Raw genomic sequence first — 26,497 nt, 5'->3', positions numbered from 1 at the left:
ATTTGCTTTCCCGAATGACTAAGTACATTTGGCAATACAATTTCAATTATTGCGTAATCTTTTATTCATGCGTTTTTTAGCTAAGCTCCTTCTATCATTTTGATTTGTATTTTCCTTATCTTGATGCGTATCACTGTATTCATTGATTATATTCTGTAATGCAGTTTGCAGTTTAACTACAGAACTATAAGTAAACATCATTGCAATGGGAATATCCATATTTAACTTCTGCTTTAACTTTTCGTTAACTTGAACAATATCAAGCGAAGTCGCACCTAAATCAAAAAAGCTTATATATTCATCCAATTCAGAAAGACCCAATTGGTGTCCCCATACGTCTACAATAATCTCCTTTATTGAATCCTCAGCACGCGGATTTATTATATTATATACATAACCTTTATTATTTAATCGTGAAAGCTCATCTTGTTCTATTCTGTCTTTTATTGGTAATACGGACACTGAAAATTTATTAGGATAATGTGAAACTATCTGAAGAAATACATCTTGCCCTTCCTGATTAGTTAAACCGACCGCTGTATTGGGATTTGTTATGGTATTAACCGCCATACCCACTTCTAACCATCTATCCCAGGCGATGGAACAGATCCTGAAAGGAAACTTCTGGTCGTCTGCAATCGCCTCTAAATAAGCATTAGCCGCAACATACGCAGATTGCCCGGAAGCTCCGTAATAAGATAGCAAAGAAGAACAAAACAGCATGGAACGAAGGTTTTTGTCACTAAAATAGGAAAGCAGGTTATTAGCCCCCAAGACTTTGGCCACCATGATATCACGATGTAATGTAAGATTAGGTTGCGCAATTAATGCACCGGCATCAGATCCTGCTGCATGTATTACCATACTGAATGGCCCCAGTTCCTTTTCAACTGATTGCAGCAATGAATGAAGCTCTTTTTCACAAGAGACATCAACAGAATGAATATAGACTTCACTCCCAACTTGTTCTATTTTTTCGATACTCTCAATTTTTTTCATTGTTTCCACTTGAGTCGGATCTTTCTTTATAAGATCCCATTGAGATCTTGCAGGAAACTGTGAGCGAGAGACTAAGACAAAACGTGCACGATACTGAATTGCTAATGATTCTGCCAGCTTTAATCCAATGCCACCAAGACCCCCACTAATAAATACTAAATCCCCTTCTTGTAATCCATGTGCTTTATCAACACCATTCAGAGGCGTTATTGATAGTGGTTTGAATTCTGGCAGCCATAACTGACCATGCCGTATTGCAACCTGATTATATTTACCTGAATTCACCAGCCCCCGTATCAACAAGTTAAATCGGTCATCCGCTACATCATCGCCAGATAAATCTATTTGCATGACTTGATGCTGTTGATATTCATGAGAAATGGATTGAACCAAACCCTTTAATAACGAAATCGTTGGTATCGCTTGTTCACATCCCAATACATTTTCAATTTCAGGTGTGAAAAGAATAAATCGTGCGGCTTGTAATTCTAGCAGCGTTAAAATGATGCGAAGCCCTTCAACCCATTGTAAATAGTATTCAATGGGATCATTTTCGAGTTTTTCTTTTTCAGGGATCAGGATAAATCTACTTTCAGGTAATGGTGTTAATGATTTAATACTGTCTGAATCATCAATAAAAATCACTGTGCTATCAGGCCACAATGCCTGGCTTGAAGCAAGATAACCGGCATTATTTGATTGGGTACAAAGAATAAAAACCGCTTGATCTGTATTCCCTTCTTCTACTTGGGGATAAATCTCCCGCTGCCAACCAGGGAAATAAAGTTTATTATGATTTAACGTATTATTTTCACGACTTACATTGATGCCAGAAACTAATTTATCCCTGAGTTGGGTATATTCCGTTCTGGCAAACTGATACACTGGCATATGAATCAAATGCCCTTGTGGCTGATTGATATTTTGCCAACCTATACCTTCGGTATTACACCATATTTTCCCTAGCTGACGATAGAAATATTCATGATCATCATCTGTCAAATTAGGGTGTTTAATCATATTAATGATTAATGGTTTATTTTCACTTTCGTTTTGATAATATTTATGTATGAAACTGGATAAAGTATTACCAGGTCCCACCTCAATAAAAACAAGGTCATTGAATTCTGATAATGTTTCTATGCTACCTAAAAAATCAACGGTATTTCGTTGATGTGACAACCAATATTCAGGTTGTCTGATCCCTTCTTCAGAATGCCAGCCACCCGTTAAATTAGAAAGGATGGGTATCACAGGATGGTTAAAACTGACTGAATTTAATGCCTTGGCATATTCTGCCTGAATCTCATTTATCGTTCTGGAATGGAACGCATGAGAGGTTTTTAATCTTCTGCATTGGATATTATCATTTTGAAGTGCAGATGCCAGCCTCTCAATATTCGCCGCACTACCAGAAATGACGACAGATTCTTTACCATTGATTGCAGCTATATCAAACTCTTCATCAAGGTAACTGCGTATCTGTTCTATTCCTAATGCGACACTCAGCATCATCCCTGGCGACATCATTTCGATGAGTTTTGCCCGCTGACTGACTAAATGCAGGGCATCATTGAGAGAAAATACGCCAGATATTGTCGCCGCAACATACTCACCTAAACTATGTCCAAGTAAGGCAAATGGCTTAACTCCTTTATTTTGCAGTAAAGATGTCATGGCATATTCAACAATAAAAATAGCTAATTGGGTTATTTCGTTGGATACGCTCTTCTGTTCAGATATATTCACAAAAAAATCATGCAACTCTTTTTGAGTATCTTCAGATAATAAAGCGAAACAATCCTGGCAGCTATTTCTGAATATTTCTTCCTGCTGATATAAGGCATAAGCCATACCCGGATATTGTGTTCCCTGTCCCGGATATAAAAAGACGATCTTCTTGGCTGAATGTTTTGCTTTTCCGTGAATAAAATCAGATAACGTGCTGGTTGTCTTACTCCCGGAACAAACCAATACAGATCGGAAATCAAAGTGTTCCCGTCCTTGTTGCAGGGTATAAGCAATATCAGACAATTTATGCTTTTTCTCTGACAGAAGTTTCAGCAGCTCATTTTCCATCATCGATAAACTTGATGCGTTCTTAGCGGACAACGGCAACAGTGCCAATTGTTCAGGTGATTCAGATTCTAATGGTTCATGGAGCATCTCTTCGAGGATGATATGCGCATTTGTTCCTCCAATGCCAAAAGAACTGACGCCCGCCCTTCTGACTGATTCACTATGCCACTCTTGGCTATTTTTATTAATGTAAAAAGGTGATGACTCCAGCTTTAATTTAGCATTGGGTGTACTGAAATACTTATTGGCACAAAGCATTTTGTTTTTCAGCATTAATGCAGTCTTAATTAAACCCGCCATACCAGCCGCGCTATCAAGATGCCCAATAATAGATTTAGCTGAACTTATTGCAATACTGCCCACCGGACAATCATGGAATACATTTTTTAATGCAGTAATTTCAATGGGATCGCCTAATTTAGTTGCCGTTCCGTGTGCTTCAATATATGAAATTGATTTAGGATCAATTTTGGATACTGTGATTGCACTACGAATAACATCGGTTTGCCCTTCAATACTTGGCGCGGTATAGCCCACCTTTCTTGCGCCATCATTATTGATAGCGCTTCCCTTAATTAAAGCAATAATAGGCCGTTTTTCTGCAAGAGCCTGCTTTAACGGTTGCAGCACAATGGCGCCAATGCCCTCACCTCCCACAGTGCCATTGGCCTGTTCATCGAAAGGGCGGCAGACACCATCCGGTGATTCTATCATGCCATCCAGATAGAGATATCCCTGTTGATTTGGTGTCACCAAAGCGGCGGCGGCCACTAAAGCTAACTGACATTCACCCAGTAATAATGCACGAGCCGCCATATGCACTGCGGTTAGTGAAGAAGAACACGCGGTTTGTAGTGCAACGGCCGGGCCAGTCAGCCCCAACTTATACGCTAAGCGCGTGGCCGCAAAATCTTTTTCGATAAGGCTAAATGCAGAAAATAAACCAACCCCGTCTTGCTTGCTCTCTTCATAAGCTGCCATTTGCCACTGCAACTGAGCACTGGCGGCCAAATAACAGCCTACTTTTCCTTTATAAGCTGAGGGCACTAAACCTGCTGAACCTAAGGCATCAAAACTACATTCGTGAAGGTGCCTGATTTGTGGCTCAAGTAACTCCGCTTCGCGCTTATTGTATTGGAAAAACTCAGCATCAAACCGCAAAGGATTTTCAATCACACCTTTCGCATTGACATAATTCTGGTGCCTATATTCATGTTCAGGAACACCATTCTTAGCTAACGTTTCATCAGAAAATCGGGTGATACAGTCATTACCCTCAAGACAATTTTTCCAAAAACTTTCGACCGTTGGGCTATCAGGAAACCGGCAGGAAATACCAACAATAGCGATTTCCAGACCTGTTAATTTTTGAGGTAATTTATCATTAATTGGATTTTCTTCTTTATTCATAATATGTCATCACCAATGAAAATTAAAAATAAATACGAATCGAAAGTTCACGAAATCCATTCGTATACTGATTGTTCATTATCTTATTTTTTTGACCATTTACACTCAATGATTGAACATTCCTATTGCATTATCAAATTGTTCAAGTTGATTATCGTCAATCAAATTATTTTCTTCTGCCTTTCCATGAGATTCTATAAAAATCGCTTGTTGTTCTATTGTGGTATATTGGAATAAATCGACAACTTCAATTTCCTTATTAAAAAACTCATTCAATTTAATACTAAGTTGTAACAAGGTATATGAAGAGCCACCCAAATCAAAAAAGTTATCACATGAGCTGATATTTTCCTTATTTATTTTTAAAACTTCAGCCCACAGAGATAATATATTGACCTCAATTTCACTACTACAAGGTTTCATCTCAATGTTTCTTGCGGTACTTCTGGGATCTGGCAATCTCGCCACATCGATTTTACCGCTGTTATTTTGCGGAAACTCTTCAACCTTAATGAAATAACTCGGAACCATGTAACCCGGCAAACGTTCAGCCAAGGCTTTCTTCAAAACCTCTTCGTTAAATTCAATATTGGTATATATATAAGCCACTAAAAATTTATTGTCTGAGTCTTGGGAATTAACCATAACAAAAACATCACAAATCGCTTTCGAACCGGATTCAAGCCCATTGATTTGTTCATTAATCGTTTTTTGAGTAATGACTTCTATTTCCCCTAATTCAATTCTATAACCATTAATTTTGACCTGATTATCGGATCGGCCAAGATAAATTAAGCCATTCTCTCCTGAATATCGGGCAAGATCACCGGTTCTATAATATTTTTTACCTTCGATAGTAATAAACTTTTCCGCGGTTAACTCCGGATGATTTATGTAGCCTTTTGCAAGCCCCTTTCCGGCAATGGCAATTTCACCGATGGCGCCTTCAGGTAACCGTCTTAAAAAGTCGTCAATCAATATAATCTCTTCACCCGGCATCGGAAAACCAATGGGAATTGTCGGTGTTTGAATTTCACTCTTCTCGTTAAATTCAAAAGAAGTGGATTGCACACAACACTCTGTCGGGCCGTAAGCATTAGAAGCATTAGGAACCGACTCCCAACATTTGGCAAAATTATACCAGTTATGTTTTTCCAACAATTCACCACCAATCATAAGATGATTGACCGTACAATGAATTGAATGTTCAGCGAATTGTGTTCGGATCATACGTAAATGTGTCGGCGTACAATCTGCAATCTGGATAGCATTCTTACCCCAGAATTCAACCACTCTTTTTCCATCCCGCCTGACGGACTCAGGCACCATATGAAGAGTGTGGCCGAGTAACAATGCCGGATACAGTTGTTGTACTGAGGCGTCAAAACTCAGTGCAGACATCATGGCTACATTCAGAGTGCCCTGATAATGTTGATAAACTCTGTCATGTAAACCTAAAACCAGATTTATGACAGCAGCATGCGAAACTTCAACACCTTTTGGCGCGCCTGTTGAACCAGACGTAAAAATAACATAAGCAGAATCGTCTGACGTTATATGAAACTGTTCACCGATATCAATATTGATATCACTATCAGGCGATACATAAGCAATGTTCTGACAATCTTCAAGCTCACAGCTCGTTTTATCAGAAACAATGACATGCTTAATTGAGGCGGTATCTTTGACATGTTTCTTTCGGGAAGCAGGCCAATTTATATCAAGCGGACAATATTTAGCCCCCGTTTTTAAAACAGCCAGCATAGCAACAATGGCAGCACATGAACGATTCATATGAATACCGACGGTATCATATTGTTTAATACCCTGGTTTAACAATGTAGCGGCAAACATTGAGCTTAATTTATCTAACTCGATATAACTGAGAACACAATGCTCATCTGTAATCGCTGTGCGCAAAGGATGCTGTTTTACTCGTTCTGCAAATAAAGAATGAATAGTAGAGTGACTGTCAATTTCAGGTGTAAAATGATGGGCATATACACCCGACTCTTCAGATAATTTGAGTGTACTGAGCGCCTTCTGGGAACGAATCTGCTGGCTCAACAACACAACCATTTTAATAATTTCGGCGTAATAATTAACATGATAAGGTGAATGAACTTCACAACTTATTATTTCATCATCATGTTCAAAAAATACTTGAGAAACAGAAAGATCATAAATTTCTTTATTCACCGTCTGGCAATTTTTCAAAAGAATACACGATGTGAAAAATTTAGGTTGTTCACAAATTTCGTGAAATGAACCTAATCTATACTGTAATAAATTCTGTATATTTTTTGATACTGTCTTTATCAGTTTTGCCAAAGATTGTTCAGGTGAATATTTTGCCGGAACACATATTATCTGGGACTCTTCACCATCATCGAGATAACTTGTGGTTAAAATTAAAGAACTTTGGCTTCTCTGCATCATTGACTGAGCAAAACCCATCAGTGATATCAGTAAAGCACTTAATCGTTTATCTGAGCCATTCGCCATAGATAAGATATTTTGTGATGCTTCACGTGAAAACACTATTTTTTGTCGGTTCACGCTATCATGATTGAATATCAGAGATTTTTCAAACTCTGATGGCTCATGATCATTAATTATTCTCTTCCAAAAATATTCTTTATCAATGTTTGTATTTAATTCATTTTTTACATTCATCATATAGATATCCCATCATTTGAGTGTTGACTCAATTGATCTCATAAATTAGCTGGCCTAATTAACGTTCCCATTGGCGTTTTTCAAAGAATGTATTTAAAACCCATCAAGTTAGCCAAAATCAATCATCGTTATAAACCTCATGAGCATTTTCAATGCCCATGAAAACTTTAGAGATACTCAAATATCCTTCAGAGAAGACTTGTGTATTTCTCATATCCTGCAACAGACAATAATAGTCACTTAAACTTTCTGTTTCTATAATAACAAAATCCTGAAACTCTGCGGTAAAACCCTCAGTATCTATCGTTCTCAGGCTAATTGATGAACTGTATTTTTTTAATATCTCTGGCAAATATTCATTTTGCAATTTTTTCCGTTCATTCCGCGTAAGTGCATTCCATTTCTGATGAAAAATCAATGTCCAAATAATGACATATTTCATTTTATTTCCTATATAATTTCATTTATTTCAAGTGCTATTTTATTGATGACTTCACTTTTAACTTCTTGTAAATAAAAGTGCCCGCCCCGGAACCCATAGGTTGTACATCGGCCTGAAATATAGTCCGGCCAACCTTTCATCATTTCATATGTCACCTCTGAATCTTCTTTGCCATAAAACAAACCCACTGCGGTTTTATTATCAATCTTTGATTCACTCATGTTAAAATCATCAATTGCTTTAAAATCTTTCCTGATTATTTCAAGCATGATTTTCATCGCATGTTTATCTTCCGTTAAGCCACTGATATCCCCTAATGTTTTTAAATAATCTAAAAACTGATTTTCCGTCATTAAGGCGCGATGGACTAACTCTGCTCTTTTTATATGAGGCGGTTTAAATGCAGACAGGCCAATCCATAATGGGTATATACAGCGCGCTTGCAATTTTAAAGTCAATTCATAAGTAATTAATGCCCCCATACTATGCCCGAAAAACGCAAATGGTTTATCGGTCTTAATCACAGGTAATAACGCCTCTAAAATATCTTCTATAGATTCCAGGCATGCTTTGCCAAAGCTCAACCCACGGCCAGGAAGTTCTATCGCAATAAACTCTATCCAATCAGGTAATTCCCGTTGCCATGCCCTGTAAAACATGTGAGATCCCCCCGCATGATGCAAAAGGTATAATCTCAATTTCGCATTTATTGGCGTATTTAAATGAATTTTATCTAACATACTCACTCTATAAATAAGCTAATGAATTAAACTGCCCTTCTAATACCCGGATTTTTCTCTTTCAAAAAATGGGAAGTCTTAAGGGCAGCCACGTGTAATATACAATTTAACAGGGAATTATCCCCTTCATTCTTCAAGCTAAAAATTAAAGTCCAGCAAATCACTCTCCGTCACTTCATCGTGATGACTTTCATTGCTTGCATTCAATATAAATTGAATGTCTTTATCAGGATAAGCGACAATATTATTTAACAATGTAATATATCGATATTTGAAATACTCCATTGTTTTCTCTTTAAAGAGATCCTTTTTGTATTCAATATTGAATTCATAACCTGAGTAATTTTCCTTAACAAAAAAGGTAATATCAAATCGGGTATTCTCCTGATGGAGATCATAACGAGAGAATTTAACTTCAGGTAATACAAAATCGGCCATTCCAATATTCATATAGGAAAATACAGTATCAAAAATCGGTGTTCTATTTAATCTTGGCTTAATATTAAGCTCCTTCACCATATTTTCAAACTGAAAATCAGCATTCTCAAATGAGGCTATCGTTCTTTCAGCGACCTTTTTGACAAAGTGCTTAAAGGGTAATTCACCGCTACACTCAAAGACAATCGGCAACAAGTTTACGAACATACCAATGATATCTTGCAGTTCACTTTGCGGTCGTCCCAATATTGGTGTACCTACTGCAAATTCATCTTGTCCGGATATCTCTTTCATCAAAAGCGCATAAGACGAAATGAAAAGCATAAATTTTGTGATATTTTCGCGTTCTGCCAACGCATCAAATTGATCACTCAATGCCTTATCAATCACAAAACCTATCCGGCCACCTATATTACCCACCTCGTTTGTTCGGGCATAATCTATTGGTAATTTAAGCTCCGGTACATTTTTTAACGTTGATAACCAAAACGCCTTCTGTTCCAACATACCACTATCATTTACCATTCTTTGTTGCCAAACCGTATAGTCTTTATATTGTATTTCTAATGGTTTCAGCTCCTTATCCTGGTAAAGATCCAAAAAGTCTCTTACAAAAATATCTTGAGAAAGCCCATCCGAAATAATATGGTGTAAATCCAAGAAGAATATGTAGTGCCCTTCCCGAACTTCAATCAGGGTCACTCTTATTAAAGGTGGCTCGTCTAATTTAAATGGCTTAATAAGGCTGTTAACCTTAATTTTCACTTCATCATCACTCATATTGGATGAGTCAAGCTTTAAATATTCTATATTTATTTCAATGTCATCATGATATTTTTGTCTTGGTTCGCCTTCACAAAGAATAAATGATGCTCTCAGTGAATCCTGTCGTTTAAATAATAATTGAAGTGTTTTGTTAAACTTGTCCCTGTCTAATTTGCCAACAATGTTAAATGCGGCTGTTTCGTTATAAGCAACTGAATTTTTATCCATAATCTGTTGCAGATAAAGCCGCCGCTGTCCGGGTGATAGCGGGTAGGTTTCTTGAACTTCTGCTGGCAATATCATTTGATACTCTGATTCTGCCTGTGAAGCAGATAAAATAACAATGTCTTCGATCGTCGGATTCTTAAAGAAATGTGTTAATGAGACATCTATTTTGCAATTTTTGTGAATCCTTGATAATAAAGTTATCGCTTTAAGTGAATTACCGCCCAGTTCAAAGAAATCATCTTTTAAGCCAATCGGTTCAATTCCCAGAAAATCTTGCCAAACTGAGACTAGTTTTTTCTCAATATCACTCTTTGGTAAAATATATTCAGAATCTAAATCAGGTCTTGCTGCATAATTCCCATGTTGAATGGCTGTCTCATTATCGTGGATAGCAGGAGACGACCATTGGGCAATACGTGCATTGATATCCGCCGTTGAGATCACAAGGGCTTGTTCTTCCCGATACCTGAGTACTTTTTCTAATAAAGAAATTCCCTCACTTCTCGTCACAAGCAAGTGTGACAGGCTACTGCCCACTCCCGCGTTAATTTTTTCTTTCTCTGCTAATTCCCATCCATCCCAGTTGATTAACGCCCATGTTTTTCTGTTTCTTCGGTTATGGCGTAATACAAACGCATCTAAATAGGCACTGGCGGCCGCATATGCAAAAAATCCGACACCGCCGAGAATAGGCGCCAAAGAAGAAACGATCAGGCAAAAGTCATAATCAACCGGTTCCAAAACTTGTTCTAATACCGTTATCCCTTTTTGCTTAGGAACGAGATGGCTATCAATATACCCTATATCCGTTTCGCTTATTGATCTAAACGACATGTCATCGCTTAACCCCGCCAAGTAGAATACCCCATCAATACGGCCATATTTGGCAACCAAATCATGGATAAGTTTTTTCATGGCGTCATGATCACTCGCATCAACTTGAACAAACTCTAGGTTTTTTGCAGCATCGGCAACGGATTGCCACTTCTGGTCATGTTCATATTTGGCGCGTGAAGAAATAACCAAATTAGCGTTATATTCTGTAGCAAGGTATTGGGAGAATGTGTGACCAATAAAACCACGCCCACCGATGAGTAAATACACCCCCTCTTTTTTCAAACGGGAAATGTCATCCTCCACAAAGGGGATAGACGGTAAGAAAGTTTCAGTCCATCTCCGGTTATTTCTGTAGATAACCGTTTTATTTCCGCCTTCTTCAATTTCGCGTATTAGCATCTCAGCAGAGCAGTCATTAACATAACCAACATCGATAGCCCGGCAAGATACTTCATGGAATTCTTGTCGGATAATCGTGCTGATAACCAGCATCGCAGCCGCATTCGGATCAATATCAGGTTCATTACAAACTTCACGGGCATTCTGGATAAGTAAGGTAATATCCTTTAAATGATTTATATTGCAAAATGCGCGATGTGATTTGAGTAAATAAAGTACCGAAGCCAATTGTTCATTAACCGTCAGGTTTACATCGGTACAATCAATAATAATGTCTTCAATTGAAATCTGGTTATTGTTAATCAATTTGAAGAAATTTGCATGATCTTCACTGTTGAGACCACGAATGGTACTTGGAGCGCCAATTTCCAATTTACATTGCTGACCAAGCCTAACTTGAATAACTTTGTGGTAATGATTGATTAATGCTTGTTTGTAAAGGGTACTTTGCTCAGAATTATCCCCTAACTTGAATAAAAGCGCTGTCTTAACGTTTTTCTCTTGCTTCAGGTTTCTTAAAATATCCTGTTGCCAGACAGATTGATAAAACCAATCTGATATATTTTCATTCTTGATAACAGGCGCCTGACTCGTTTCTATACTTTCATTGCCAGAAAACAGATGTAAGAAATTCGCATTTTCAGGCCAGTAAGTACTTCGGTCAAAAGCATAACCGGGCAATGAAATACGTTTGCAATCCGGTGATGTGCGTATTTTGTCCCATTGAATTTTAACGCCTTGTTGCCATATCTTCCCTAATCCAGCCCAAAATAAGTAAGGATGACTGTCAGCTTTATTATCTTCCGGGAGCAATTGTATGATTGATTGCGCAGATTCTGGTGTCATATACCGGCGAATTAAATTAACGAGATCTCTTCCCACTCCCACTTCAATCAACACATAATGATTACTGGTATTAAGGATATTTTCCATTCCCTGAACAAAACACACGGTTCTTTCCGCTTGTTCAGCCCAATAGTGAATTGATGTGACTTCTCCGGCAGAAAGTATTTTACCCGTCACAGAGGACATGATTGCTGTTTTCGGCGTACTTAACGTAAAGCCAGAAAGTATTTGCAGTAATTCCTCCTTTATTTTCGTCATTGCGGGGGAATGTGCTGCATGTTTAGATTTGATGGGGGTCGTCAGAATACGTTTTTTCTTTAATATCTGGGAAAACTCTTCGATGGATTGTTCATCAGATGAAACGACGCAAGAATCTTTATTATCTATTGCAATCACAATGTGATCAGGACAAAGCGGCAATACCTCTGATGCAGGCAGTGGGATACTCAGCATAGCGCCAGTAGGCAAACTTTGCATGAGTTGCCCGCGTTTTATAACAAACTTTAATGCGTCTTCTAATGTAAAAACGTCAGCAATAGTTGCAGCAACCAGCTCCCCAAAACTATAACCGATGAGCATTGAGGGTTTGATGTCTATATCAATTAAACACTTGGCAAGCGCATATTCGATAATAAAAATGGCCGGCTGTGCATATTGTGTTTTGCTAAGAAAATCACCATCGCCATAATTAAACCATTTGTCTCGCAGAGACTCACCAAGATACTCAGAAGCCAAAAGCAGACATGAGTCAACTATTGAACGGAATAATAAGTGGTTTTCATAAAGTGACAGTGCCATATTTGAATATTGTGCTCCCTGCCCGGGAAACATAAACACAATATTCTGTTCTGAATCTTTTGCTTTTACGGGGTTCGTTGTCTCTCTTTCCAGAGCTGAACATAACTCCTGATATGTCGCCCCAATAAACGCTTTACGATAACGGTAGTGTTTCCTTCCTTCCTGCAAAACATACGCAATATCATTCAAGCGGTACGATTTAGCGCCTTTAAGTGTATTCAGCAAATTCTGTTGATTATTTTGTAGCGCTGCGGGCGTTTCTGCTGAAATTAAAAATACATTCGGCTGTCCGTCATCTTGTACTTCTTCTTGCTGATCAGCTTCCGCAATCACGATATGCGCATTCGTTCCCCCAATACCAAAAGAACTGACACCTGCTATTCTTTTTTTCCCCATCGGTACTGTCCAATCCATAGGGCTGGCTACAACTTTAAACGGTGTTTCATCTATATGCAGCTTATCATTCGGCTTATTGTAATGCAGTGTGGGGGCTAATTGTTTATTCTTCAATGACATAATAGTTTTGATGACGCCTGCAACACCGGCGGCTTCATCTAAATGACCAATATTACTTTTTACCGCACCCAACCAACAAACATGATGGGAATTTTGGAATACACGTGCCAATGCGGTCACTTCAATGGGATCACCAATTTCAGTAGCTGTTCCATGACATTCTATGTAACTGATATCTTCGGGTTCCACACCAGCCAACATATGCGCACTGGCAATAACCTCTGCTTGCCCTTCTATACTTGGTGCCGTGAACCCCACTTTACGTTGCCCGTCATTATTAACTGATGACCCTTTTATAATCGCATGGATTTGATCATTATCTTCTAAAGCACGATCAAGAAGTTTCAGAAGCAGAATTCCCACTCCATTGCCACCCACAGTACCATTCGAATGCGCATCAAATGGACGACAGTGCCCATCAGCCGAGCGGATCATTCCCCGCTGGTATGTATAGCCTGATTCCTGGGGTAATGAAATGGAAACCCCACCAGCCAATGCCAGATCACAATCTCCACTTAATATTGACTGGCAGGCGGTATGAATGGCAACCAAAGAAGTTGAGCAGGCGGTATGCACAGACATCACCGGCCCATTTAAACCTAATCGATAAGCTATCCGGGTAATGATAGATTCCGGCAGGCTCCAATTCACCGCATCAAAGATTTCAGCCGGAGTCAGCTTCTGTTTTAGCTGATTAGAAATCCACGGCAAATTGATCGAAGCACCCGCAAATAAACCTATTCTGTCTTTATTATCGCCGGGAATATACGCAGCATCTTCCAGGGCATGCCAGCAGCATTCGTGTAATAACCGGCATTGCGGATCCATTTTATCAACTTCGTCTTTGAGATAACCAAATACATTGTTATCAAAGGACTTGTAATCATTGAGTATCGCTTTAGCGGGGACAAAATTAGGATCATTGATCTCTTCTTTGCTGTACCCGTTCTTTATCAACTCTTCATCAGTAAATTTTTTTATACTTTCTTTTCCTGAAATAAGATTCTGCCAAAACATTTGTGGTGTAGTTGCATCAGGAAAATTACAAGCCATACCAACGATAGCTATATCAAAGGAATTCGTCATATATTAACAACCTAATTTTATATAGATAATTTAAACAACCTGATCTCCGGCTCTATGTTTTATTGGAGACAAAGGCATTATTGAAATAATCTGTCAAAATACGTATATCACGGTATAATTCACCCGCTAAGGAACGCAAACAAACCCATTACAAATTAGTCATTAACATGCTCCTATTTATTTTGGTTTTTAGCATAGGATATATGGCGAAAAAATATGATGAGTAAATGAATCAGGCTCATGATTAAAGTCAAAATTAACAATATTGACATTAGTATAAAACTCATTGGCATCCAGATAATCAATGAATTCCAAGACATATTTAATAAAACGGCGGGAAAAACGAAACTTAACAGCGTCAAACTCAAACAGGCTAAGATTGAGATTATCACGATGACTTTCTTTGCCCCAGACAAGTGCCTGCTCTTTTTAGTTATATTATTACGATAAATGCTGAATATTATTATTAGCAAAAACAGGAAAAGTAAAACACCTGATGCTAAAAATACTCTATCAAATGTATCAAACAGTTCAACATCATTGGCAGAGGTCAGGTTTATTGTCCCATCTCCCGATGACAGTTGCTTTAAAATTTGTTCACCAATAGTAAATGTGACATTACTGTTAACATTCGCCATAACAGCAACAGCGACGTTAGCTTTAGTATTCATTCCAATAAAACTGGAGAAATTTGGGTTCATTCCAGTATGATATATCTTATCGTTATTTATAGACCATCCTAGCGCATAATGAACATCTTTACCCTCATTTGTCGATAATTGCGTATTGGGCTCAAATATACGCTTTTTATATTTGCTTAATGGTGAATCGTTATCCTTAAGAAGAAAACGTAGCCACTTCGCCATATCAACTGCGTTAGTCTGAATATATCCGGCAGGAACATTAGAAATGAAGAACGGTGCATCGTATGGTCTGGGGGCAAGATAGCTTATCTGATAGCCTGTTGCTTTATGGTTAACCATAGCATCAACTGAGGTATCATTCATTTTCAGCGGGGTTAACACATATTTCTTTAATAGCTCAGAATAGGGTTGCTGTGTTACCACTTCCATCATTCTGGCTGCAATATCATAATTAATCGTTGCATAGGAATAAAGCGTTCCGGGATTGTTATGAAGATCTATCCGTTTAATACGATTAATCATATTCTCCAGAGAATCGCTGCTGTTACCACCATAAATAAAATCAACACTTGAAAATGGAATCCCCGATGAATGATTCAGCAATTGAATAAAGCTGACCTCTATCGGCTGATTATCATAATAAAATGAGAGCGAAGGCAGGACAGAAGAAACGGTTGTTTCTTGTTTTATTTTTCCTTCTTCAATGAGTTGTGCCGCGATTAACCCAGTAAAAGCTTTACTCGTCGATCCCAATTCAAATACTGTTTCCTGCTTAATGTCTCCATTTTGTTTTTCGTTCTGTTTGCCTAAAGTTATTAGGTGGGTTTTGTTGTGCTTATCAATAATGACCAGTGACAAACCTGGTATCTTACCCACCTCCATATAATCAATAAGTTGCTTTTTTAATTCAGTATGATTGTTTGGTTCAAGATGATTGTTTGGTTCAAGATGGTTGTTTGGTTCACTTTTGGCAAAAGAAGCGGTCATGAATATGATGCTAAAAAAAATAACAAGCAATCTGATTTTCATCCAATAAAGCCCCTGATATTTTATTTTGTAAAATTTAATTCGTCACGACTATTCCAATACATTCCGGGTTACATGGTGTCATTACTTCCGGTCACATAGCTGACTATGTGACCGGAATGGTACACTTCACTAAAAAAACAACCTGAAAGGTGAAGGAGTTATTAAGCCACTTTATTAACCGAGGATATCAATGACGGAATCCAATTCCGATTTTATGAGATTCAAGTCATTTAACCTATTATTGTCATGGTCATTATCCTGACACGATGCAATCAACTCGTTCATTCTTCCATTAATAAAAGAGAATGCGCTTTCGAATTGTTTGGCATGTTCTGGTCTTACAAGAATTAAAAAACGCCTTAATGAATTAATTTGATTATTCCAACGTGTGAATATTTCCTCCAAATCCTTAGCAGTACTGTTCGTTAATAGCTCTGGGGTTTCAATAATTTTTTCTATCGCGGCCAGACCTATATAACAAGAAAACTCATTTTCATTATATTTTATCTCTTCTTTTCTTCTAAAATCATTAATCAGATTATTTAAAATGAGTTCCTTCTGTCCACGGCTATCAGGAAAATCACCAGTGCAATTTACGGTAATGACTAAATAAGGCCGGGATTTATTGAAGACTTCATGTGACTCCATAAAATCTAAACCTCTAAACCCAACAACCGTCTTCTCAAATTCCTGTGCGCTGATCTCCCCAAAATATTGGAAGCTTCCATCATATATTTGATACCCTAAATCGGTCTTTCCAACCAGCACAAAAACATGTGGGATTGTCTCGTCTTCCAGCACGATATCCTGGAATAGCGGCCTTGTTATATACTCCGCCTCTGATAAACCGTATGAAGGTGAAAAAGGCAGATAGTAGTCACTTCCGGTTACAATGACGACATTTCCAAGAGATAGCTCTTTTTCACAGTAGCTCTGATAGGATTCGTAATCTTCGAAGAATTTCTTAGCATAAGAGAAGGCATAATTTTCTTCTAACGAAGGCCAGCCAAGCATATTACCAAAGTTAACCTCCTGATTAGATAATTTAACCTTATTTTCAGCCTGTTGTAATACAATGCCAATTAAGTGGCTGCCATCTGAAACCTGCATAATGGCATCATCGCAGTTTAGATGATGTTCATGTTTCAGTTTTTCTCTGACTGCTGAATATAAGCAACTGGCATACGTTGGATATAATTCAGGTGAAAAATGCTCATTGAATTTCCAACCCTTATATTCAATCTTGAGGCCATTATCTAATATCTTGCTTATCTCAGCCAAAGTCTGGCCCGACAACAACATATTCATGTTAATCGGTAGATTGATTGCCTTCGCTTTTGCAACCACTTGCACTGCGGAGAGAGAACTCCCGCCCAGAGAAATAAAGTCATCACTGTTTTCAACGCTATCAATACCAAGAATGCGTTTCCAAATAGAACCTAATTCGGTGATAACTCTATCTCGTTCCTGGACCAGCAAGTTGATATTTGTATTGGCCGCTTTGATTGTGTTGGTCACTTTAGCGTGCTCTTCTTTTCTTTCCTCTTTTTCAACAGCATGAGGGGAATTGCCAGAAAACAATGCCTGCAACCTTTTTATATCTGTCGGGTATGCTTTTCCGCGTATCGGTGTTGGGGGAAGATGAATCAATTCAGGTTGCTGAACATTGATCTCCTGCTGCCAATTCACATCAATACCATGTAAGGAGATCAGGGCTAATTTTTCTATCAGCTCATTATGATGACTCATATCTCTGGTTTTATGGCTTTGCCACGCGATACAAGCATGATTTACGCCATAATCTGAGTGATTCTGAACGAAAGTAGAAAGTCCACTTCCTGGCCCGACTTCTATAAACAGGCAATTTTCATTTTCTAAGATCGTCGCAATAGATTGTTTAAAGAGTACAGGTTGGCGAATATGATTAACCCAATAGTCACTTGCTATAACTTTGTTGTTATCAACCCACGTACCCGTTACATTCGATATAAAACTAATTTGAGGCTTATTAAGTGTGATTTCTCCGAGAGCCTGACTATATTTTTCCAGAACAGGATCCATATAACAGGTATGGAACGCTCTTTTAATTTCCAGACGTTTCGCTTTAATTAATAACCCGCGACATACTTCTTCTAATTGAGTTATTCCATCATCAGATCCCGCGACAACACAAAGCTCACTACTGTTGTCTAAGGCAATTTCAATATCCTCAGTTAATATTTCTTTCACTTTCTCTGATGAAGACATTACCGCAAGCATTGCCGCCGCTGCTGTCGACTGCATACATTGACCGCGAATGCAGATAATTCTAACCGCATCTTCGTATGAGAATACTCCGGCCAGTGTCGCTGCCACGTATTCCCCCAAACTATGACCTATCATTACATCGGGGGTAATATCATAAGATTTCAGAACTTGTGCCAGCGCATATTCAATAATAAACAGCAACGGTTGGACAAATTCCGTTTCGTAAACATGTTCATCCTGAGAGTCATTAATAAGCAGTGCTTTCAAGTCAGTTGCGCAATAATCTTTCGCGATTAAAAATCCTTTATCACACCATTGTTTAAATAACACATTGTTGTTGTAAAGATCTTGCCCCATAGCCCTATATTGAACACCTTGACCAGGGAATAAAAATACCACTTTTCTCTTAATACCAAGTGATAGATTAATATTATCTTTTTCTGTTGAAGACAGCGCCTGAATCAATTCATCACGATTGTTTACTGTCGCAACAAATTGTGATGCCATTGGCTCCCTTAGCATCAGACTATAAACGATATCACTCACATTCAGTTGTTGGTTATCGCTCTGAATCGCCTGCTTTAACTGTTTTTTATAGGATTGCAATGATTTCTCATCCGGTGCTGACAAGATTAATGGCAATCGATTATTGACGTTTTGTCTGGACGATTTGCGCTGATCAGCCTGAAACTCTTCCAGTACAATATGCACATTCGTTCCACCCAGACCAAAAGAACTGACGCCTGCCCTGATTGGATTTTTATTATCACGTAATTCCGTATATTGGTTATTAATGATAAATGGGCTGTTCGTAATATCCATTTCTTTATTGAGACGGGCGAAATTTATCGTGGGTGGCAGCACTCTATATTTGATGGATAATGCAGCCTTAATCAGTCCAGTGATTCCAGAAGCAAAATTCAGATGGCCTATATTTGATTTCACACTGCCAATTCTGCAATAGTTCTTTTTATCCGTTGAAAAAGCCTGTTTCAGTGCATTGAACTCAATGGGATCACCCAAATTCGTTCCCGTACCATGTGTTTCTATAAAGTTGATACTTTCTGATGATACATTTGCATCTCGTAATGCAGCCTGAATAACGTCAATCTGACCTTTTGTGCTTGGCGCAGTGTAACCGACTTTCATGCCCCCATCATTGTTAATTGCACTGCCGATAATAGTCGCATAAATATTATCCTTGTCTGCTATTGCTTGTTTTAGTGGTTTCAGAACCACCATGCCAACGCCATCACTGAATACCGTCCCGTTTGCCTGAATATCAAATGGCCGGCATTTTCCATCCTTAGAGTAAATCATACCCTCTTCAAATAAATAGCCCGCTTTGATTGGCAAAGTAATTGAAACACCGCCTGCCAGAGCGACATCACATTCTCCTGCACGCAGTGATTTAACGGCTTCACTAACGGCAACAAGCGATGAAGAACAGGCCGTTGAGATAACCATACTTGGCCCGGACAAGTTTAATTTATATGACACGCTCGTTGACATATAATCTTTGTCTGCAACCACCATAGCGCTATATTGACCGGCACTGCCTTCCGCCGTTGCCATTGCCTGCGCTAACCATTGTAAATTCCCTGATGCAGCCGCATATAAGCCGATTTTTAGCTTATTGTTTTTTGCCGATATTCCCGCATCCTGCAATGCCTGCCAACTGCAAGTGTGCATCGCCCGTACTTGCGGATCCATTTGACGCGCTTCGTAAGGAGTATAGCCAAAGAATTCAGCATCAAACTCACCCGAATGAGGCATAATACCTTTGGCACGAATATAATTCGGGTTGTCTAATAGTGCTGAATCAATGCCTTCTTCAATGAGCTCTTCCTTACTCATTGTGCTGATTGATTCTTTTCCGTAGCATAAGTTATCCCAAAATTCATGAATATCCTCAGCACCCGGGAATTTTCCGGCTACGCCGATAATCGCAATGTGTTTATCAAATATCGCTTCCGATTTAACCCTGCCTTCAGTTGCATAAGAACTGTCATAGCTATCTTCAATGCTTTCATCCTGAACGTTATCGGTACTGACTGTTCCAAACTGATTGGTTATATAGTCAGCTAATAGATCAGAAGTGGGATAACTAAACATGTCAACAACGGAAATATCGATATTGAGTGCATCCGTTAATCTTTTATTGACTTGAACCAGATCCAATGAGTTAGCACCTAATTCAAAGAAATTATCTTCACGGTTAATATGTGCTACTTTTAAAAAGTCTTTCCACACCGAAAGGATAGTTTCTACGATTTGGGCTTTGGAAATTGTTTTTCGTTGGGATTTATTGGCTTTATTAATATCGAACGTTTTTAAATGAGTACCAACCCATTGTTCAAAGCGTTTATCTAAATCACCGGTGGAAACAATAACTTGCCCTCTTAATGGTGATTGTAAAACACGCTCTAAAATTTTAATCCCTTCATCAGGTTCGATTAAAAGCTGACTCAATGAGGAGCCCAGTGCATCACCCGCATCATTACGTTCGAAAACCCATCCATCCCAGTTAACACTAATCCAGGGCTTACCTTTCTTGTTTTGCTGTTGCGCAAAAGAATCAGCAAACGCACTGACAGAACTATATGCAGAAAAACTCAATCCTCCCAGTATCGCGGCAATTGAAGAACAAAGCAGGCAGAAATCCAGCGGCTGATTTTCTGTTAATTCTGCCAGAATCTTATAAGCCTCAACTTTGGTTTCTAATTGTGGTAAACAGGCGTCCAGCGTTATTCTGTTAATGCCCTGGAATGAGTTTCCTTCCGTGACACCCGCCGCACAGATGATGCCATTTAATTCTCCATATTGTTCAGCGATCGTCGCTAATAAACATTGCATTGCAGACTTATCAGCGACATTGGCAGCATAATAAGCTAAGTTTCCTGTACCAAGATCGGAAAGTTTATCGAGCCGCTGCAATATTTCGAAGGATGGCGAGTGCGATTTAATGGCTTGTTTCCATTCATGCTGATCAGGTAATTCCCTTCGTCCGGCGAGTATCACTGTCGCCTGATATTCTTTCAGGAGATATTCTGCAAATAAAAGCCCTAAATCCCCCAATCCTCCGGTAATGAGGTATATACCCTGCGGTTTAAGGAGCGAGTGCTCTTTCAGTGGATTTACTGCAAGACGCTCATAGGCTTGTTTTGAACAACCCTCTTTTGTCCGGCGAACAATAAAGCGCTCATCAGTTGCTAATAATTCTTCAGTTAATATCTCACAGGTTTTTTCAATCGATTCTGTCGGGTCGATTTGTATTAATCTGGGATAACATTTGCTGACTTCTTGCGTAATGACTTTTACTAAGCCATTGAGCATATTGGATTCAGGTTGTTCTGTATTAACCAGCAACAAACGGAAATCAGACATATTTCCAACTGTTGTCCATGCCTGAATCAGGGTAATGGCAGAAAACCATGTGTTTTTTACTTCTTGGCTTCCCGATAAAGGCCAGGCAAATATTATCGAATCAGGTTGTAATTGATTCTCTTTTAATTCATTAAACAGCCTTTCGAAATGGCTGGCTTCCCCTGCTGACAATGTAATAACATTGTTCGCAGTGGTGTAATTATCACCTGATAACACAAACCTTACTGCTTTTTCGTCAATATTCATATGACGACAAAGAGGTTCGCACCACTCGATATCCGGCACAAAACAGAGCGCCATTTTCACATCAGATTGGCTCGATTTATTTGGTAAGAGAGCATCCTGCCATATTTCACCATAGAGCCATTCTGAGATGTTATTTTTGGGGATTCGAGTTTCAGATACTTTTTCTGAATAATTCAAACTGGCGCCGGAGTTTCCAAGCGCCATATTTTCTGAAATAAATTGATAACCGGGTAAACTCACTCGTTTCGGATTCAGATCTTGATAAATGACCGGCCAATTAACAGATTGGCCTTTCATCCAGAGTTGTCCAAGTAATTTTAATAAATAAACTCTGTCGTTTTCCTCTTCTAATGGATGACGCATCACATTAATCACAGAGATATCCGGATTCGTCGTAACAATCTGTTTAACAAACGTAGACAATGTTCTGCCCGGCCCGACTTCAATAAAGGTATTCAGCTCAGGCTGTTCCAAACACGTCAGAATACCTTGATGAAATTCGACTGTTTGACACAAGTGCGAAACCCAATAATCGACAGAATTTGCTTGTTCTGCCGTGATCCATTGGCCCGTTACATTTGATATGTAGGCTTTATTGGGCTTTTTCCACTTTATCTCCCTCAAAGCCTGTTTAAATTTCTCTACCGCAGGCGTCATCATTGAGGTATGAAAGGCGTGAGAGGTTTCCAGTAATCGGGTACGGTAATTTTGTGCAAGTAAATCCTGCTGAACTTTCTCAACTTCAACCTGCGGCCCCGCGATAACACAGGCACTCGATGAGTTTACCGTTGCTAACGTGACTTCATCTGTCAAATAAGGCTCAATATCTTTTCTGCCCGCTGAAACACTCAGCATCGCTCCGGGCTCACATTCCTGCATGATAAGGCCCCTGACAGCAACGAGTTTCAGGGCCTCATCCAATGTCATGACGCCTGCCATTGCTGCTGCAACGTATTCACCAATGCTATGGCCAATCATTGCGTTAATTTCTATTCCCAGTGCCTCCAAGGTTCTGGCAAGAGAATAAGATACGGCGAAAATAACCGGTTGGGTAAATTGAGTGTTACGGAGTTTTTCTGCACTCTCCTGACTCTTCTCATCATAAAGTAATGCGAGTAAATTTATTCCAAAATGCTCTAATAGATATTCATGACACTCATCAAGCTGCATTCTGAAAATATTCAGCTCATTGTATAAGTCCCTTGCCATATTGATATATTGAGCACCCTGACCGGGGAACATCAATACAATACCCGGTATGTGATCAGAGGAAATTTCCGCGATCGTGTTTATCTCTTTAACACCAGATAATGCGGCGTTGAGTTCCTCTGTATTTCCTGCAACAAACGAGGTGCGATATTCATATTCTCCTCTTCCAACTTGGAGTGTATAAGCAATATCAGAAAGCGCCTTCGTATGAACATCTGTACTCAAAAACCGGCTCAGGGCTTCTGCCGTTTTAATCACCCCTTCTCTGCTTTTGCTTGAAAGCGTGATGAGTTCTGCGCGATCCCGCTCGTTGCTGGCTTGATCTGAGATTGATTGGACGGTCATATGCACATTGGTTCCGCCAATGCCAAACGAACTGACACCTGCGGTCCTGATATTATTGTTATCTTCCCAATCAGTGGCGGTATTGATCAAACGGAACCGTGTACCTTCCAACGATAAATGATGTGCTGTTTCAGTATGGCAAGTGGGTGGGATCTTCTTATTTTTCAACGCCAACAGTGCCTTAATAACCCCTGCAACACCTGCGGCGCTATCGGTGTGACCAATGTTCGATTTAACGCTGCCAATATGACAAGTTTTGGGATTGTCGCTGGTGACGTTTAAAGCATCTTTGATGCCTTCTAATTCAACTTCATCTCCAACCAGTGTTGCCGTTCCATGCGCTTCCAGGTATTCAACGTCATTGGCAGAAATGCCCGCCATTTCTAAAGATTGTTTGATACAGGCAGACTGCCCGTTTGCATTCGGGGCGGTAAATCCTGCTTTTTCATGACCATCATTGTTAACACCATAACCAACGATAACGCCATAAATATGATCATTATTTTCGATTGCATCTTCCAACCTTTTTAAAGCAACCATGCCAATGCCATCGCTGAAAACAGTCCCACTGGCATCTTCAGAAAACGGGCGGCAATGACCATCTGCGCTATTCACCATTCCATTGACATACATGTAGCCACTTTTTATCGGCACGGTGACGGAAACACCTCCGGCCAGTGCCAAATCACACTGATTGACCCGCAGACTCTGACACGCAAGCGTTATGGCTAACGCAGAGCTGGAACACGCACTCTGAACGGTCACAGCCGGCCCGGTAAGGTTCAATTTGTAAGCGATCCTGGTGGTGAGAAATTCCCGGTCATTTAACAACCCAATACCAAATTGTTCTGTGGTGTCTTGCACTTCATCTTTTACCAAATCCAACCATGCGTAATTAGAGCCGGAAGAGGCGAACAGCCCCGTGACAGGGCGATATTTTGGGTTACCATATCCCGCATCATCCAGCACTTGCCACGTTATTTCATGCAGCAAACGGAATTGTGGATCCATATATTGTGATTCACGTGCTGTATAGCCAAAAGCGTCTTTATCAAAATCCAATGAGTGCTCAATTATGCCTTTTGCCCTGATATAATGCTTATTCTTGAAAATATGTTCAGGAAATCCTGCATCGATCAATTCATCATCCGTAAAGAAAGAAATACCTTCTTTGCCAGACAGTATATTTTTCCAATATTCCTGTATGTTATGACTTCCGGGGAATCGGCCGCTCATGCCAACGACGGCAATGGCATGTGCCGGATAATCATTAAATACTCTTTTTTCGCTGCCTGATGCTTTTCCTCTTGCTGCCTTTTTCGACTTATTTATGATCTTAGGGGGGGCTTCACTGATTAAACTGTGTATTTTTTCGGAAAGTTTCTGGCAGGTTGTATAGCGATAAAAATCATTAATCGATAATTTTATTGCGTAATGGTTATTGATCTTTTCGTGTAGCTGAACGATATCTAAAGAGCTGGCACCGATATCAAAGAAATTATCTTCTTGCGAAATTTTCTTATTTGAAAAATAGACTTTAAAAATATCCAGTATATTTTTAGACAGAGATTTAATATCGATTTTTTCTGCAAAAGTAACACTCTCTTCCTGCTCATCGGTCAGATAATGGGAAGTATCTGGTCTTATTAAAGGTTTAAACTCAATTCGATTTGGAAGTACTTCATAATTTAAGTGTTCTGTCGAAATGGGTTCGATTGGCTCCCAAAATTCCTGGAGAACAAGATGCGCATTAGTTCCACCAACGCCAAAGGCACTGACGCCCGCAGTGATGAGTTCATCCGTTTTACTGAGCCAGTTTTTTGTTTGCGTGTTAACATGAAAAGGGGTTTTTTCTAATTCTAATTTTTTATTCGCTTTCTCAAAATTAATGGATGGCACTAACGTTTTAAAATAGACACATAGTGCGAGTTTTATCAGTGATATTATCCCTGCGGCGGTATCACAATGCCCCACATTTGATTTGACAGAGCCTATAGCACAAGATTGTGAACCGTTAAAAACGGCTTTCAAGGCAGCAATTTCAATCGGATCTCCCAATAAAGTTCCTGTCCCGTGTGTCTCTATATAGCTAATGCTGTCAGGATCAACTTCTGCGACATCTAAGGCAGCCTGAATAACATTTTGCTGCCCCAGAGTACTAGGGGCAGTAAAACTTATTTTGTCACTGCCGTCATTATTAATTGCACTGCCTTTGATAACGGCATAAATTCTATCGTTATCTTCTATCGCATCACTCAATCTTTTTAGTACAACAACGCCAACGCCATTACTGAATACCGTACCACCCGCGAGTTCATCAAATACCCGTGTTTTGCCGTCTGCGCTATTTATCATCCCTTCCTGATACATATAGCCAGATTGATGTGGATGCGTTACGCTGACACCGCCCGCTAAAGCAACCTCACATTCTCCGGCTTGCAGAGCCTGACACGCTGTATGCACGGCAACTAATGAAGTTGAACATGCTGTTTGTATCGTGACTGACGGGCCGCGTAAATTCAGTAAATAGGAAATACGGGAGCAAAATGCCGAGTCATTTAATGTGGCGACATGGAACTGTTCCGCCGCAGAACTGAATTCCGTATTTAATGATTTAAACCATGACCACTGATTACCTGCTCCTGCGTAAACACCAATTTCTCCCGGATAATTTTTGGCATCAATACCCGCATGGTTAAGTGCCTGCCAACAGGTTTCAATCATCAAACGCGTTTGCGGGTCCATTTTTTCTGCATCTGAGTAATTAATTGCAAAATAATCAGCGGCAAAATGATATGGATTATTGATTACGCCTTTGGCAGGAACATAATTTTCATGTAAGTATTCTTCAGCCGATACACCATTATTTTCTAATATTTCTTGCGTGAATCTGCTAATACCTTCTTTTCCATCACGGAGCATTTCCCAAAAATCATGTACGTTATCTGCACCAGGGAACTGACCTGCCATTCCAACTATGGCAACTTCAAGACCAGTAAGATTATTTACCATAATTAACCTTTATTATAATCATTTGTTAATGAAAAGAGTTGGCTTCTTCAATTTAAATAATTAATCATTTCTATAAAGAAGAAAATGACATATTGGTTCAAGGCTTCAAATTCATT

Annotated in this window: 7 protein-coding genes; all 7 read right to left on the bottom strand. The window is 39.2% G+C overall.

Features of this window, described 5'->3' with window-relative positions; all coding sequences use genetic code 11:
• Positions 1–42 precede the first annotated feature (42 nt).
• Entirely contained in the window at positions 43–4,488 is a 4,446-nt protein-coding gene (locus tag Xenpb_RS10990; RefSeq protein WP_187654360.1) for a type I polyketide synthase, read from the bottom strand.
• A gap of 105 nt (positions 4,489–4,593) precedes the next feature.
• Entirely contained in the window at positions 4,594–7,167 is a 2,574-nt protein-coding gene (locus tag Xenpb_RS10985) for a non-ribosomal peptide synthetase (RefSeq protein WP_255523114.1), read from the bottom strand.
• Positions 7,168–7,285: 118 nt separating this feature from the next.
• On the bottom strand, positions 7,286–7,609 hold the full coding sequence (locus Xenpb_RS10980) for a darcynin family protein (protein ID WP_187654359.1): 324 nt from the start codon (positions 7,607–7,609) through the stop codon (positions 7,286–7,288).
• A gap of 8 nt (positions 7,610–7,617) precedes the next feature.
• Entirely contained in the window at positions 7,618–8,349 is a 732-nt protein-coding gene (locus tag Xenpb_RS10975) for a thioesterase II family protein (RefSeq protein ID WP_187654358.1), read from the bottom strand.
• Positions 8,350–8,487: 138 nt separating this feature from the next.
• On the bottom strand, positions 8,488–14,262 hold the full coding sequence (locus Xenpb_RS10970; RefSeq protein ID WP_187654357.1) for a type I polyketide synthase: 5,775 nt from the start codon (positions 14,260–14,262) through the stop codon (positions 8,488–8,490).
• A 173-nt stretch (positions 14,263–14,435) separates the two neighbouring features.
• Positions 14,436–15,935, bottom strand: a complete 1,500-nt coding sequence (locus Xenpb_RS10965; RefSeq protein ID WP_187654356.1) for a serine hydrolase — start codon at positions 15,933–15,935, stop codon at positions 14,436–14,438.
• 174 nt (positions 15,936–16,109) lie between these two features.
• Positions 16,110–26,381 (bottom strand): type I polyketide synthase, encoded by a 10,272-nt coding sequence (locus Xenpb_RS10960; protein ID WP_187654355.1) that lies wholly within the window; start codon positions 26,379–26,381, stop codon positions 16,110–16,112.
• Positions 26,382–26,497: the final 116 nt, after the last annotated feature.

Source organism: Xenorhabdus sp. PB62.4, from assembly GCF_014467285.1.
In the GTDB taxonomy this organism is placed as follows: Bacteria; Pseudomonadota; Gammaproteobacteria; order Enterobacterales; family Enterobacteriaceae; genus Xenorhabdus.
Note: the sequence above shows the minus strand (reverse complement) of the source record. Positions and strands in the feature narration are given on the sequence as shown.

Excerpts from the sequence above, each read along its gene's own strand:
- Xenpb_RS10985 (WP_255523114.1), bottom strand. The coding sequence starts at position 7,167 with ATGATGAATGTAAAAAATGAATTAAATACAAACATTGATAAAGAATAT.
- Xenpb_RS10965 (WP_187654356.1), bottom strand. The coding sequence starts at position 15,935 with ATGAAAATCAGATTGCTTGTTATTTTTTTTAGCATCATATTCATGACC.
- Xenpb_RS10970 (WP_187654357.1), bottom strand. The coding sequence starts at position 14,262 with ATGACGAATTCCTTTGATATAGCTATCGTTGGTATGGCTTGTAATTTT.
- Xenpb_RS10980 (WP_187654359.1), bottom strand. The coding sequence starts at position 7,609 with ATGAAATATGTCATTATTTGGACATTGATTTTTCATCAGAAATGGAAT.
- Xenpb_RS10960 (WP_187654355.1), bottom strand. The coding sequence starts at position 26,381 with ATGGTAAATAATCTTACTGGTCTTGAAGTTGCCATAGTTGGAATGGCA.
- Xenpb_RS10990 (WP_187654360.1), bottom strand. The coding sequence starts at position 4,488 with ATGAATAAAGAAGAAAATCCAATTAATGATAAATTACCTCAAAAATTA.
- Xenpb_RS10975 (WP_187654358.1), bottom strand. The coding sequence starts at position 8,349 with ATGTTAGATAAAATTCATTTAAATACGCCAATAAATGCGAAATTGAGA.